At 73.2% G+C, this 14,030-nt stretch carries 14 protein-coding genes and 1 tRNA gene; 6 read left to right on the top strand and 9 right to left on the bottom strand.

The genetic code is table 11. The annotated features are described in order from the left end of the window. Window positions 1–196: 196 nt before the first annotated feature. Together secE and ABD747_RS09390 are read right to left on the bottom strand one after the other, a co-directional pair. Window positions 197–883 (bottom strand): preprotein translocase subunit SecE, encoded by a 687-nt coding sequence (secE, locus tag ABD747_RS09395; RefSeq protein WP_344803727.1) that lies wholly within the window; start codon window positions 881–883, stop codon window positions 197–199. Between the two features lie 36 nt (window positions 884–919). After that, window positions 920–992: transfer RNA gene (locus tag ABD747_RS09390), tRNA-Trp, on the bottom strand. Window positions 993–1,282: 290 nt separating this feature from the next. Here ABD747_RS09390 and ABD747_RS09385 point away from each other — a divergent pair. Next, complete coding sequence (locus ABD747_RS09385; protein ID WP_344803725.1) at window positions 1,283–1,975, top strand: LysE family transporter; 693 nt, start codon at window positions 1,283–1,285, stop codon at window positions 1,973–1,975. On the opposite strand, the gene ABD747_RS09380 is transcribed toward ABD747_RS09385, so the two are convergent. From ABD747_RS09380 to ABD747_RS09350, 7 genes are all read right to left on the bottom strand, one after another. Beyond that, on the bottom strand, window positions 1,906–3,597 hold the full coding sequence (locus ABD747_RS09380) for an AAA family ATPase (protein ID WP_344803723.1): 1,692 nt from the start codon (window positions 3,595–3,597) through the stop codon (window positions 1,906–1,908). The genes ABD747_RS09385 and ABD747_RS09380 overlap by 70 nt on opposite strands. Before the next feature lie 29 nt (window positions 3,598–3,626). Further along, a complete protein-coding gene (locus ABD747_RS09375) occupies window positions 3,627–4,916 on the bottom strand; it encodes an aminotransferase class I/II-fold pyridoxal phosphate-dependent enzyme (RefSeq protein WP_344803721.1) in 1,290 nt (429 codons plus the stop codon). Window positions 4,917–5,026: 110 nt separating this feature from the next. Further along, window positions 5,027–6,115: a hypothetical protein gene (locus ABD747_RS09370; protein WP_344803719.1), complete on the bottom strand. Its 1,089-nt coding sequence runs from the start codon at window positions 6,113–6,115 to the stop codon at window positions 5,027–5,029. A gap of 2 nt (window positions 6,116–6,117) precedes the next feature. After that, window positions 6,118–6,789, bottom strand: a complete 672-nt coding sequence (locus ABD747_RS09365; RefSeq protein WP_344803717.1) for an ATP-binding cassette domain-containing protein — start codon at window positions 6,787–6,789, stop codon at window positions 6,118–6,120. Next, window positions 6,786–7,850 carry a peptidoglycan-binding domain-containing protein gene (locus ABD747_RS09360; RefSeq protein WP_344803715.1) on the bottom strand — a complete coding sequence of 355 codons (1,065 nt, stop codon included), beginning with the start codon at window positions 7,848–7,850 and terminating at the stop codon, window positions 6,786–6,788. Before ABD747_RS09360 ends, ABD747_RS09365 begins: the two co-directional genes overlap by 4 nt. Window positions 7,851–7,853: 3 nt before the next feature. Beyond that, window positions 7,854–8,564: a hypothetical protein gene (locus tag ABD747_RS09355; protein WP_344803713.1), complete on the bottom strand. Its 711-nt coding sequence runs from the start codon at window positions 8,562–8,564 to the stop codon at window positions 7,854–7,856. A gap of 9 nt (window positions 8,565–8,573) precedes the next feature. Beyond that, window positions 8,574–9,071 carry a hypothetical protein gene (locus ABD747_RS09350; protein ID WP_344803711.1) on the bottom strand — a complete coding sequence of 166 codons (498 nt, stop codon included), beginning with the start codon at window positions 9,069–9,071 and terminating at the stop codon, window positions 8,574–8,576. Window positions 9,072–9,257: 186 nt separating this feature from the next. Between ABD747_RS09350 and ABD747_RS09345 the strand changes: the two genes are divergently transcribed. From ABD747_RS09345 to ABD747_RS09325, 5 genes are all read left to right on the top strand, one after another. Then, a complete protein-coding gene (locus ABD747_RS09345; RefSeq protein WP_344803709.1) occupies window positions 9,258–9,959 on the top strand; it encodes a response regulator transcription factor in 702 nt (233 codons plus the stop codon). Then, a complete protein-coding gene (locus ABD747_RS09340) occupies window positions 9,956–11,236 on the top strand; it encodes a sensor histidine kinase (RefSeq protein ID WP_344803707.1) in 1,281 nt (426 codons plus the stop codon). Before ABD747_RS09345 ends, ABD747_RS09340 begins: the two co-directional genes overlap by 4 nt. A gap of 206 nt (window positions 11,237–11,442) precedes the next feature. After that, on the top strand, window positions 11,443–11,742 hold the full coding sequence (locus ABD747_RS09335; protein ID WP_344803705.1) for a hypothetical protein: 300 nt from the start codon (window positions 11,443–11,445) through the stop codon (window positions 11,740–11,742). A gap of 108 nt (window positions 11,743–11,850) precedes the next feature. After that, the gene (locus ABD747_RS09330) at window positions 11,851–12,429 is read left to right on the top strand and encodes a TetR family transcriptional regulator (protein WP_344803703.1); all 579 of its coding nucleotides are present in this window, start codon (window positions 11,851–11,853) and stop codon (window positions 12,427–12,429) included. An 83-nt stretch (window positions 12,430–12,512) separates the two neighbouring features. After that, the gene (locus tag ABD747_RS09325; protein ID WP_344803701.1) at window positions 12,513–14,006 is read left to right on the top strand and encodes a long-chain-fatty-acid--CoA ligase; all 1,494 of its coding nucleotides are present in this window, start codon (window positions 12,513–12,515) and stop codon (window positions 14,004–14,006) included. Window positions 14,007–14,030: the final 24 nt, after the last annotated feature.

Below are 14,030 nucleotides of genomic sequence, written 5' to 3'. Positions count from 1 at the left end.
ATGTCCACGTCCTCGGTGGCGGGGGTGTAGCCGCTGCCGAAGTCGATGTCGAAATCGTCCTCGGAGCCGCCGGGCGCGGCGCCGAAGTCGAGCGACGCCGAGGACTCCCGTTCGTCCGCGGCGCTCTCGTCGCGCGGTTCGTCGGGTGAAACGTTCTCGGACACGTCGAAATCTCCAGTTCCAGGGTTGGTCGTCATCAGCTGAAGATCTTCAGGATCGCCCAGCCGAAGACGAGGTCGAGCACGCTGACGATCGCGATGATGAACAGCACGAAGATCAGCACGACGATGAAGTAGTTGAGCAGCTGCGGGCCGGTCGGATAGACGACCTTGCGCAGCTCGCCGACCGACTCCTTGACGAAGGTGACCGGACCGGTCCGCTTGTGCGCGGGGGCAGTGCCGTCGCGCTTGGGGGTGGCCTTGCCCTTCTTGTCGGTCCGCTTCTTGTCGGACTTCTCCTCGGCGAGGGCCTTCGACTGCGCCGTCTTGGCCTTCGCCTTGCGCGTGCCGGCACCGACCCCGACCAGCTCCCGGTCGCCGTCGCCGTTCTCGTCGAGGTCGCCGACCGGCTCGTCGGAGTCGGCGCCGGCCTTGGCGCTGGCGTCGCTGCCCTCGGTCAGTTCGGCGAGCTCGGCGTTGGTCGGCTCGCTGACCACGTCGTCGTCGGCGTCGGAGACCTGCTCGGTCGCCCGCTCCAGCGCATCGGGATCGTCGATCTCGAGCTCGTCGTCGAACTCGTCATCGGTGCCGTCGAGGTCGGCCGTCGCCTCCTCGGCGCCGGTCTCCCGCGGATCGTCGACGATGGCGTCGTCAGCGGTCGCGTCAGCCGCGGAGTCACTCGGCGAGAGCTCCTTGTCGGGATCCCGCTCGTCGTCGGTCGCCACGGCTGCAGTCCTTCGCTTTCTTCGTCGATCGGTTCGCAGGGCAAGAGGGACTTGAACCCCCAACCTTCGGTTTTGGAGACCGATGCTCTGCCAGTTGAGCTATTGCCCTTCGGTGCCTCGGCCACGGAACCGCCCGCCGTACGAGGGCGCACGAGTTCAAGGTGTCAGCACCAAGTCCGGGAGTCTACCCGAGTCCGTCGGCCGGGTCGAACCGACAGACTCCGATCCGCCGCCCCGGATCCGACGGCGACCGCCGGCAAACCCGTTGCCTGCGCGGCGGCTTGCCGCCATCGTGGACGCCATGACCCCGATCGAGCGTACGCGACCTGTCGGCATCGGCGGCCCGGCGGCCGCGGTGCAGCAGCGCGACGCCACGGCCGGGACCGGCAGACCACGCTGGTGAGGGCGGACGCGCTGGCCGGCGTGCTCGCCGGCCTGGCCGTCGCGATGCCGATCGGCGCCATCGGGACGTACCTGATCGGGCTGGCCGCCCGGACCCGGCTCGCGGTCGCCGTGGCGGCGGCGCTGGGTGTGGCCACCACCGACGGCGGGTACGCATTGCTCGCCGGGTTGGGGATCGCGGGCGTCGAACGGGTGATCGGGGTCCTGGGTCGCCCGCTGCGGATCGCGGCCGCGGCTCTGCTGGTCGGTCTGGCCGTGCGGACCGTGCTGATCGCGCTCCGCCGGGCGCGGACCGGCACCGGACCGGAACAGACCCCAGACCCGAAACCGGCCCCAGACCCGAAACCGGCCCCAGACCCGAAACCGGCCCCAGACCCGGAGCCGGTGCGCGCGACCGGGGTGTTCCGGACGTACGCAGCGATGGTCGGCCTGACCGCGGTCAACCCGGCCACCATCGCGACCTTCGCCGCGGTGGTCGGCGGTCACCGGCTGACCGGCTCCCCCGCCTGGCTCGCGACGACGGTCTTCGCCCTCGGGGCGTTCCTCGCATCCGCGTGCTGGCAACTGGGCCTGGTCGGGGCCGGCTCGCTGCTCGGCCGGGTGCTCTCGGGCCGGCGGGGTCAGCTCGTCGTCTCGGTGGTGTCGGCGGCGGTGATGGTCGCGCTGGCCGGGCTGACCCTGTTCGGCTGAGCGGGCGGCCGGCCGGCCCGGGCTCGGCGCGGCGCTCGGTCCCGCGACCCGTCGCCGCGCGGAGCGAGCGCTTCGAGCGCGAGCTTGTACTCCGCCTCCGCACCCTGCCAGCCGGTCCGCCGCCACAGCTCGGCCAGCGGGGCGACGATGTCGGCGAACTCGCCGACCGCGAGCTGGCTGCGGATCCGGGCCCGCAACGCCGTGACGGCGAGATGCTCCAGCTCCGGCGGGCTGGCGGGCAGTGCCGCCGCGGCCCGCTCGACGTGCGCGCCGGCCTCCTCCCGCCGGCCGGCGGACCAGGCGGCCTCGGCCAGCCGGCGGTAGCGGCGGGCGCTGGTGGTCGAGGGGCCCTCCATCGCCAGCGCGGCCGACGCGATCCAGGAGTCCATCGCCTCCAGCGGGCGGCCGGTGGCCGCCAGCGACTCCGCGCGGAGATCCAGCAGCTGGGGCAGCAGGGCCCGGCGGACCGGTTCCGAGGCCGCCTCGACCGCGGCGAGCGCGGCATCGGCGGTGACGACCGCGGTCGCGTCGGCGTAGCGGTCCGCGGCGGCCATCGCCTGCCGGGCCAGCAGGGCCACCCGCGCGTCCGGCTCGACCAGCTCACCGGCCCGGGCGGCGTGGTACGCCGGCAGCCACGTCTCGGCCGGAGCCCAGCTGTGCGCCGACTGCAGCAGCCGGAGGTGCATCCTGCGCCGGTCGTCGTCGGCGAGCAGGTCATACGCCCGCTCGGCGAGGGCGTACGTCCGAGGCCGGCACCAGCCGTCCAGGGCATTCCCCACCCGGACCAGCCCGGCGGCGCGCAGGGCGGCCAGCCCCGGCCCGAGCCGGTCCGCCGGCCAGCCGGCCCGTAGGGTTCCCAGCTCCACCGGACCGCCCGCGGCACCGAGCAGCCGCAGCACCTCGGTCGCCGGGTCGTCCAGCGAACCGATGATCCCGTCCGCCCACGCCTCCACGTCGCCCGCGCGGCGGCGGCGGCGCAGGGCCAGGTGGTCGTGCTCCGGGGCCGGCCGGTCGCCGGCGGGCTCCAGTCCGCGGAACGGGTCGGCGACGCCGCCTGTCGGCACGCTGACCAGCACCCGCAGCGGCAGGCCGGCCGGCTGCACCACCGCCTGCCGCAGCAGCGCGATCGAGCTGGGATCGGCCCACTGCAGGTCGTCCACGACCAGCAGCAGCGGCTCCAGCACGCAGGCCCGGCGCAACAGCCGGCGGACGTCGGTGCAGAGCCGGTCGTACTCGGCGGCGCGGTCGGGCAACGGCGTCGAGGTCGGACGGTCCGGACCGCCGTAGAGCCGGTCCAGGGCGGCGAGCCGGCGGGTCAGCGTCGGCCGCCCGATCAGCGGGTTGTCCGCCACCAGCGGCCCGAGCAGATCGATCACCGCGCCGTACGGGCGGGCGGCCCAGGCCGGTCCCAGGCCGGTGCCGAGCACCCGGAAGCCCTGCGCCCGCGCCCGCCGGACGGCGGCGTCGAGCAGGGCGGTCCGGCCCGCACCCGGCTCGCCGGAGACCACCAGCACCGCGGTGCCGCGACCCCGCCCGACCCGGAGCAGCTGCCGGACCTCGCGGTGCAGCGCGGCCGATCGGCCCGGCGTCCGGCTCGCCGGATCCTCGCGCCCGGACGGCACGAAACCCCCGCCGCGTCCGCGGTGGTCGGTCAGCCGGCCGCCGGAGCCGGCAGCGCCGCCAGCGCCTGCTCGGTCGCCGCCAGCAGAACGCAGGTGGTCAGGCCCTCGATCGCGCCGGCCACGTCGTCGGGCGACGGGAAGGTCGGCGCGATCCTGATGTTGCGGTCGCGGGGGTCCTTGCCGTAGGGGAAGGCCGCACCGGCCCCGGTCATCGCGATGCCGGCCGCCTTGGCCAGCGCGACGACCCGGGAGGCGGTGCCGTCGGCGACGTCGAGGCTGATGAAGTACCCGCCGATCGGATGGGTCCAGGTCGCCGTGTCGTAGCCGCCCAGCCGCTCGGTCAGGATCGCGTCGACCTGGGCGAACTTCGGCGCGATCAGCGCCCGGTGCCGCGCCATCAGGGCGCGGACGCCGTCGGCGTCCTTCAGATAGCGGACGTGGCGCAGGTGATTGACCTTGTCCGGGCCGATCGAGCGCTTCGACTGGTGCTGCTGATACCAGGCGATGGTGGCCGGCGACCCGCCGAAGAACGACACCCCGGCGCCGGCGAAGGTGATCTTGGAGGTGGAGGCGAAGACGAAGACCCGGTCCGGGTTGCCCGCCTCCGCCGCCATGCCGAGCACGTCCAGCGCCGGGCTCTCGGCGTCGGTCAGGTGGTGGACGGCGTACGCGTTGTCCCAGAAGATCCGGAAGTCCGGTGCGGCCGCGGTCATCCCGACCAGCTCCCGGGCGACCGCCTCGTCGTAGACGGCGCCGGTCGGGTTGGCGTACGTCGGCACGACCCACATGCCCTTCACACTCGGGTCGGCCAGCAGGTCGCGAACGGCGTCCAGGTCCGGGCCGTGGTCGCCGAGCGGGACCGGGATCATCTCGATCCCGTACTGCTCGCAGAGCGCGAAGTGCCGGTCGTAGCCGGGCACCGGGCAGATGAACTTGACCGGGCTCCCGGCCCACGGCGAGCCGCCGACCGGCCCCTTGAGCAGGCACCAGACCAGGGTGTCGTGCATGATCGACAGGCTCGAGTTGTCGCCGGCGAGCAGCTGGGCGACGGGGACGTTCAGCAGCTCGGCGAAGATCTCGCGGATCTCCGGCAGTCCGGTCAGCCCGCCGTAGTTGCGGCAGTCGGTGCCGTCGGCCGCCCTGAACTCCCCCTCGCCGGGCAGCGTGAGCAGCTCGTTGGACAGATCCAGCTGCGCCGATGCCGGCTTTCCACGGGTCAGATCGAGTTTCAGCCCGCGGGCGACGAGGTCGTCGTAGTCCTTGGTCAGCCGGGCGTGCAGGTCGGTCAGTTCGTCGGGGGTCAGCTCGGACAGCGGCATGCAGCTCATCCTTCCAGGACCCCGCACGCGGGCCAACCGGGTATGAGACACCGGGTCCGGGCCAACCGGCCATCGGCCGACCGGAACAGGCTCGGCGATGCCGCCGGCGTTCAGCGGTCCTTGAAATAGCCGAACAGGTGCCGCTCCCGGATCGTGGTCAGGGCGATCGTGGTGCCGACCACAGCTGCCGGCGGGATCAGCACCAACCAGCGCAGCTGGAAGGCGGCCACCACCAGCGGTTCGGCCGGCGCGATCCGCCAGCACAGCCCGACCACCGCGGCCGCGGCCACCAGCAGGGCGGCGACGCTCCAGGCCACGGTCTCGGTCAGGGCGATCGCGAGCCGCGCGGATCTCGACACGCCGGCGTGCAGCGCGCTGGCGTGCTCGAGCCGGCGCCGCAGCGTGATCACCGCGGCGAGCAGCGCGGCGGCCAGGGCGGCGCCGAGCGCGGTGAACCGGGTCGGCCGCTGGAGCAGCTCGGCGTGCGCGTCGAGGCGGTCGCCGAAGCTGTTGTTCAGCCGTCCGGTCGACACCGGCTTCGGGTCCTCGGTGACCACCTCGGGCGCGGTGGCCAGCAGCGCGTCGACCTGGTCGTTCGCCGGCCAGACCCGGGCCCAGCAGGCGTCGAACCGACCCGCGACGGGCACCGGCACCAGCACCGCGTACGCGAACCGCGAGTCGCGGCCGTCATCGGGATAGCGGTAGGTCCCCGACACCCGCAGCGGGCCCTCGGCACTGGCCAGCACCGACCCGGGCCGGACGCCGAGACGGGTCGCGAGATCCTCGGGCAGCCAGACCCCGGCGTCGAGGCCGCCGCCGGTCGTCTCGGCACCTGCGCGCACCCGCAGCACCTGCGCCAGCCCGGGCGTTGCCTCGTACGCGGGAACGGCGTGCTGCGCCACCGCGGTCAGGGTGACCGGCCGGCGAGCGCGCCAGGCGCCGGCGCCGCCGACCCCGGACAACCGGCCGAGCGCCTCACAGGAGCTCGCGGCGACCTGCTTCTCCGCGGCCACCACCCGGACCGATCCGCCGGAGGCGTCGTACGCCGCCGCCCGTTGCTGCAGGTCCACGATCGTCCGGACGTCGACGCCGGCCAGCACCACCGCCACCAAGACCACCCCGGCCGCCAGCCAGCCGGCGCGACTGGTGCCGCTGACCAGGTTGCGCCACGCTTCCGAGACGATGCTGCCGATCCGCACGGTTACTCCTGACCCTCGACGCCCGCCGACGACCGGCCGGCCACAGCCGGGACCGGCTGCTCGACCAGTCGCGGGGCTTGCTCGGCAAGGTCGACCACGTGACTGCAGGCCCGCCGGGCACCGGGGTCGTGGGTCGCCACCACCACGACGCTGCCGGCCTGGGCCAGGTGGACGAGGGTGCCGCTGACACTGCGCGCCGTCGCCAGGTCCAGCTGCGCCGTGGGCTCGTCGACCAGCAGCAGGTCCGGCCCGGTGGCCACCGCCCGCGCCAGCATCAGCCGCTGCGCCTCGCCGCCCGACAGCGCCCGGAACGGCCGGCCGGCCACCTGGTCCAGCCCGAACAGCGCCAGCAGGCCCAGCGCACGCGACTCCGCGGCCACTCGCCGGTGACCGGCGGCCAGCAGCGGCAGCACGACGTGATCGATCGCGGTCCTGCCGCTCACGCCGTGCGGGCTCTGGAAGACCCAGCCGATCCGCCGGACCCCGTCCCGCTCGACCCGGCCCGATGCGGGGGTGACCCAGCCGGCCAGCAGCGACAGCAGGGTCGACTTGCCGCAGCCCGACGGCCCGCACACCGCGACCAGCTGCCCGGCGACCAGATCCAGGTCGAGCGGCGGGAACAGCGCCGGGGCACCGGGGAAGTGATGGCTGAGTCCGCGGGTGGAGACTCTCACGATCCCTCGCCGCACGCCGTGGCCGTGATCGCCGGCCCCAGATCGACCCGCCCCAGCGGAACCGCGGAGGTGACCAGCGAGGCACCCAGCCCCGACCCGACGATGCGGACGGCGACCACCTGCTCACCGCTCTCGACGCAGGCGTGCCGGCCCTCGATCCCGAACAACGCGGCCGGCGGCACCTTGAGCGTGTCCAGCGGGGTGCTCAGCCGGACGCTTGCCGTCGGGTCGCCGCCGTCGCGCTGCTGGGCCGCGAACTCTGGTGTCTTCGCCACCGCGGCGAGGAACTCCGGATCGGTCAGGGTGGCTCCGGACCCGGTGGTCCCGGACAGGGCGGTTCCGGACAGGGCGGTCCGCACCCCGTACAGCTCCGCCGTCCGCTTCCCCGGCAACAGTCCGGTGGGCAGCTGCAGGTCCACCCGGGACAGGCCGCCCTTGACCTTGGCCCAGCCGGCGCCGGCGATCGCCTGGTCGCCGACCCGGAGATCGCATGACGTCGGCGTCACCACGCGTCGAGGCAGCCAGACCAGCCGGTCCACCGCGATCCGACCGGTCGGGGCCAGCGCGCCCGCGCGCCGCTGCAGCGTGCGGACGGCGGTGGTCGTCATCGACCCGTAGTAGCCGGTGACGCGAACCTCGAACCCGAGCCGGGCGAGCTCCCGCTGCAACGAACGGACGTCGCGGCCCTTGGCTCCCGCCGCGAGGTCGCGATACAGCGGCATCGAGGTCGCCAGGGCCAGCACCGGAGTGTCGTCCAGCCGGCCGAGCGATCCACCGGATCGCAACGCCCGGCCCGGCCGGCAGCTGGTGGCGGTGACCCGGCCGGCTCCCGGGCTGCTCACCGTCGTGGTCCGGCTCAGCGTGAAGCGGACCGGCACGGTGTGCTGATCGGCGAACTGCTGCGCGGTCACCTCGGCCTGGTCGGGCACCGGTGCCGCGGCGAGGTCGGCGGGCGCGGCGAGCGGACGGACCGCGACGCCGACCAGCAGACCCAGCGCACCGCACACGACGGCCGCGAAGCCGGCGACGGGAAGGAGCCGGGCGAGACGCATCCTGGCCATCGCTCAGCCGATCCCGACCGCGATGCCGGCGTTGGAGAAGCAGGACTGCGCCTTCGGGTCCTTCGGGTCGAACGGTGGCGTCGTGCTCTGGGTCTCCAGCCAGCCCTTCAGCTGCGCCGCGGTGTACGTCGCCGGCGCGAGACCGGCCGAGACCAGGCAGCGGGCGGCCACCTCCATCGGATCCGACAGCAGCTCGGCGTTGCCCTGCTGGATCCGGTAGAGGCTCTCGATCACGATCAGGTTGCCGGTCGCGCACCGCTTGTCGGCGTCGGCCCAGGCCTCCATCCACTTCTGCGGGTCCTTGCCGGCCGGGGGCTGCGGGCTGAGCTGGTAGAGCCCGTTCGGCATCTTGGTGGCGCGGTCGCGGTAGCCGGCGTCCGTCATGCAGGAGGACCGCCGGTTGAACGCCTCCTCGTAGTCCAGCGCCGAGATCTTCCCGCTCGCCACCGCCCGGGTGAGCACGTCGCGCTCGAAGCCCGACAGCTTCGCCGAGTCGCGGTCGAGGGTCTGCTGGAACAGGGCCACCAGGCTCGGTGCGAGCTTCTGTCCCCCGCTCGGCGCCGATGACGGCCCGGCCGCACCGGACGGGCTCGAGCACGCGCCGAGCAGGGCGACGAGCGTGGCCAGCGCCGCGACCACCAGGGCGCGGACGGGCCCGCGCAACGGGCCCGATCGGCGAGCTCCGCCGTCGAACGCAGTCTTGTCCTCAGGCATCTCGTCTCCTCAGCGCTGGTTGTGGTCGGGGGGCTGGTAGTCGGGCACCGCCTTGGCGCAGGCGGCGCGGGCGGCCGCGACGTCCGGGGCAACCGCGTCCGTGCCGGCCCTGTCCTGGGCGCCGTTCGCCGACCCGGCCGCGGAGCGGTCCGGGGCACCAGCGCCGCCGGCGGAGACCGAGCCACCGTCCGCGGCGATCAGCACCTCGTCGCCGTTGGCGATCGCGTCGACCCCGTGACCGCGCAGGCAGTCGGCGAAGCGCGCGGCCGGGCTGCCCGCCGAGGCCGACGGCATGCCGGCGGCCCCCGTTCCGCTGGAGGCGCCCCCGGACGACGTACCGGTGCCGGTGGACGTACCCGAATCGGCGGAGGCGGCGGGCGGCGGCCCGGCGCTGTCGGCGCCGGAGCACCCGGCCAGTGGGAGCAGCAGCACGGCGGCCGCGGCCGCGAGGACCGCGCCACGGCGAAGCCCGCCGCGACGCATTGTTCCGGGACGAGAAAGAAGCATCGCTACCTCCGGGGTGTCGATTCGACTGGCCGGGACCGGCCTGGTTCTGTTCTAGGGAGTCCGCGGTGTGGTGCCGGTGTGAAACCGCCTCACCGGCGGCTCACCGGCCGCTCGGCATACTGGCCAGCACGGCCGGTCGGGGCGGTCGGGCAGCCTCGCCGTGACGACCTGAGAGGACCGGGCTCGATGCGTGTGCTCGTCGTGGAGGACGACCCGAATCTGAGGACGACCCTGGTCGAGGCGCTCCGCCACGAGGGCTATCTGGTGAGCGAGGCCGACGAGGGCGGCCAGGCGTTGTCCACGCTGGCGACGAGCGAGATCGACCTCGTGCTGCTCGACCGCGACCTGCCCGGAATGAACGGCGACGCGGTCTGCCGGACCATGGTCTCCATCCGGCACCCCGCCCGGATCTTGATGCTGACCGCGGCGGCCGACATGGCGCAGCGGGTCGCCGGGCTCGATCTCGGCGCCGACGACTATCTGGCCAAGCCGTTCGGCTATCCCGAGCTGCTGGCCCGGATGCGCGCACTGACCCGGCGGGACCGGGAGCAGCGGGTGCCGACCGTCTGGTCCGTCGGCGACCTCACCGTAGACACCGTGCGGCGGTTCGCCGAGCGAGGTGGCCGCCCGCTCCGGCTCACCCCCAAGGAGTTCGCCGTGCTGGACCTGCTGCTCGCTGCCGACGGAGGCTATGTCGACGTCGACGACCTGCTCGATCAGGTCTGGGAAGACCCGCTCGAGCAGAGTCGCGGCGTGGTCAAGGTGACGGTCTACGGCCTGCGCAAGAAGCTCGGCGCGCCGCCGCTGATCGAGTACGAGGCCGGCTTCGGTTATCGTCTGTCGGGCGATCCACCGGCCGCGGGCCGGGCGACGGCGAGCCCGGCGTGACCGGCGGCGGCCAGCCGAGTCGCCGCGGCCTCCGCGGCAAGCTGACCTTCCGGGTCCGGCTGACCGCGTCGATGATGGCGCTGGCGGTGATCGGTGGCTCCGTGCTCGTCGGGGTGCAGTACCTGGTCGTCCAGGGCGCCTTCCGCGCCGAGGTGCGGGCGGTCCAGACGGGCAACGCGGCACCGCCGGACCAGGGGCAGGCGCCGACCCGGTTGCCGCCCGATCCGACTCCGGGAGCACCGTCCGGCGGCGGGACCGGGGAGCACCCCGGTGAGTCGAGCGGGACCGTGACCGCAGTCCAGGACAGCGTGCTGAGCACGATGTCGATCGCCTCCGGCGTGCTGCTGGTCTGCTTCGCTTTGATTGCCGGGGTCGTCGCCTGGTGGCTGGCGGGCCGGGTGACCAGACGCGTCGCAGCGATCACCGCGCTGACCCGGGATCTGTCCAGCCGGGACCTGCACGCCCGGCTCGCGCTGTCCGGGCCGGACGACGAGATCCGCGAGCTCGGCGACACGATCGACACGATGCTCGCCCGGCTCGAGGACGCGTTCGAGCGGCAGAGCAGGTTCATCGCCAATGCGTCGCACGAGTTGCGGACGCCGCTGACCGCGACCCGGGCCGCGCTGGAGGCACCCCTGGTTCAGGGGCGGTTCCCGGCCGACGTCGAGCCCGCGATCCGGCGCGCCCTGGAGGCCACCGAGCGCGGGAGCATGCTGCTCGCCGCCCTGCTCGATCTGGCGCGAACCGAGGCCGACCCGGCGCAGCGCTCGGCCGAACGACTGGATCGGGTCGTGGGCCAGGTCTGCGACCGGTTCGCCGCTCGGGCGGCCGATCGCGGTATCTCCCTCGACCTCGACACCGTCCCGGTCTCGATCGAGGCATATCCGGTGCTGCTCGCGCAGGCCGCGGACAACCTGGTCGGCAACGCGGTGCGCTATGCGCCGGGTGGCGGCTCGATCAGCATCTCGGTGCGCGAGGAGGGCAGTCCTGATGCCGCCGGCCGGGTGGCGGTGTTGGAGGTCGGCAACGCGGGCGAGATGTTCGACGACGAGGAGCTCCGCCGGCTCGCCGAGCCGTTCCACCGCGGGCGTGAGACCCGGCTCGCCGGCGAAGGCTCGGGTCTGGGTCTGGCACTGGTCGACGCGGTCGCCCGACGCCACGACGGCCGGCTGGAACTGCACGCCCGGCCGCACGGCGGCCTGATCGCCAGGCTGGTGCTTCCGCTCCGCCCGACCGCGGAGCCCGCGGTCGAGGCCCCGGTCGCCGCCAGCCGATGAACTCCACGGAAATGTTCGTGCGAAAAGCGTAGAAAAGGGTTTACAACGAGTCGCGCCGATGGCTACGTTGCTCACTCGGAGATTCACTGACTGACGAGTCAGTGACGAGGGGGCCCTCCATCACTCCTGCACACCACGTCCGGGCCGCAGCGGTCCGGGTGCTGGTGCGCGCTCATCACTCGTCGCACACGACAAAGGAGATTCACATGACCACTCAGCAAGCACGTCCGCGGCGCTGGGGCCGTCGGGCGCTGGCCACGGCGGCCCTGACGACCGCCGCTGGCCTGGCCTTCACCGTCCCGGCAGAGGCGACCGTCTACTACTCCCTGCACGCCTGGTACGACTACTCGCGGGCCAGCGCCAGCTCCACCGCGGGCGAGTGGACCCAGTCGTGGGCCGTCCACGGCAACCGTTCGGCGGTCTCCGGCTGGGGCAACGTCTCCAGCTACGCGTACGCCGACTCCGGCTGGTCCGGGTACTACGGTGCGGGCGTCCGGATCGCCTGACCCCCACCGACGGCTCGGCCTGGCCCCCGGCACCGGTTGCCGCGGGCCAGGCTGCGGCCGTACGTTGACCCCTGGACACCACCGGATGTGCGGGATCTCAGGGGAGACGTGGGGCGAGCTGAGCAGGCGGAACGCACCCGCGCCGCGCTGCTGCTGGCTGCGGCCGCCGAGTTCGAGCAACGCGGCTTCGCCGCCACCTCGCTGACCGACGTCAGCGATCGACTGGGGTTGGTCCGGGCCACCGTGCACTTCCATTTCGCCACCAAGAAGGCGCTGGCCCAGGCTCTGGTCGCGCACCTGGACCAGGTCTGGCACCAGATCCGGGATCGGTCGGCCGACGAGGTCGGCCGCGCTGGGTCGAACGACGAGGCGGGTGTGGGACTCGCCCGCCTGCGCTGGGAGTCCGAGCAGGTCCTCGACGGCTACCGGACCGACGCGCGCCAGCGAGCTGGACTGCGCCTGGCGATCGAGCCGGAGCTGGCCGCGGAGACCCCGGATCTGGCCGCCGACTGGGTCCGGCACGTCGGTGAACTGCTCGCGCCGGCCGGCCGGTCGGGTGCGGCGCCGATGATCGTCCAGACCTTCGCCGGAGTCGTCATCTTCTCGGCCCGGGAGACCGAGATCGCCACCCGCGAGATCGCGCAGCGCTACTGGGCCGGGCTGGCCGCGGCGGTCGGGCCGACCTAGCCGGTCGCGAGCGCCGGATTCGTGCGGAGAACGATTCATCCGCGAGCCTCCCGCCGGCCCGACTCAGCCCGTAATCTCGCTGCATGACCGGAGCCAACATCGCCGTCTGGCTCAGTGACCGGGCGGCCAGCGATCCAGACCTTCCTTCGATCAAGCAGGGCGACACCGTGCTCAGCTTCGGTGCGCTCGACACCGCCACCCAGCGCTTCGCGACGGTGCTGGCCGAGCACGGCGTGCGGCCCGGTGACCGGGTTGCGCTGATCATGCCGAACGTCGCCTACTTTCCGGTCGCCTACTACGCGATCCTGCGGTCCGGCGCCGTCGTGGTCCCGATGAACCCGTTGCTGAAGGCCGGCGAGATCGCGTACGCCTGGGGCGACGCCGGAGTGCAGGTCGCCGTGGTCTTTGCGATGTTCGCCGAGGAGGCGGCCAAGGCCGCGCACACCACCGGAACCGACATCGTGGTGGTCGCGCCCGGCGATTTCGAGTCGTTGCTGGCCGCGGCCGAGCCGACGTCGGGTGTGGTGGAGCGGGACGGCTCGGACACCGCGGTGATCCTCTACACCTCGGGGACGACGGGCAACCCGAAGGGCGCCGAGCTGAGCCACGACAACCTGCGGACCAACGTCGTCACCTCGGTCGAGACGCTGATGCCGAGCGGGCCCGGCGACGTACTCTTCGGCGGGCTGCCGCTGTTCCACTCCTTCGGCCAGACCTGCGCGATGAACTGCGCCATGTACTCCGGCGCGTGCATGACGCTGCTGCCCAAGTTCGACCCGGAGACCGCCCTGCGGATCTGCTCCGACGACCGGGTGAACATCTTCCTCGGCGTGCCGACGATGTACATGGCGCTGCTGTCGGTGCCGGACAGGGAGCGGTTCGACACCTCGCCGATGCGGATCGCGGCGTCCGGGGGCGCGTCGCTGCCGCTGGAGGTGCTGCACGGGTTCGAGCAGGCCTTCGGCGTGCCGATCATCGAGGGGTACGGGCTGTCCGAGACCTCCCCCGTCGCGTCGTTCAACCACCCGGACCGGCCGACCAAGCCGGGTACGGTCGGCACCCCGATCCGTGGGGTCGAGTTCGACCTGCGCGACCTGGACGACAATCCGGTGGCCGACGGCGAGATCGGCGAGATCGTGATCCGCGGCGAGAACGTGATGAAGGGCTACTGGAACCGGCCCGACGCGACCGCCGAGGCGGTCCGCGACGGCTGGTTCCACACCGGCGACCTCGGCACCCGCGATGCGGACGGCTTCTACGCGATCGTGGACCGGAAGAAGGACATGATCATCCGGAACGGCTTCAACGTGTATCCGCGCGAGGTCGAGGAGGTCATCTACTCCCACCCGGCGGTCGCCGAGGCCGCCGTCTTCGGCGTGCCGGACGCGCTGCACGGCGAGGAGATCGCGGCCCTGGTGAAGCTCAAGGACGGCGAGTCCGTCTCCGCCGAGGAGCTGCAGGGCTTCGTCAAGGAGCAGATCGCGAGCTACAAGTACCCCCGCTACATCCGCTTCGGCGAGCTACCCAAGGGCCCCACCGGCAAGATCTTGAAGCGCGAGATCAAGATCGACATTTGATCGAGGCGGGCTCGCGCGCGCTGG

It is taken from the genome of Microlunatus ginsengisoli, from assembly GCF_039537205.1.
GTDB lineage: Bacteria > Actinomycetota > Actinomycetes > Propionibacteriales > Propionibacteriaceae > Microlunatus > Microlunatus ginsengisoli.
This window is presented reverse-complemented; position numbering and strand designations above follow the sequence as displayed.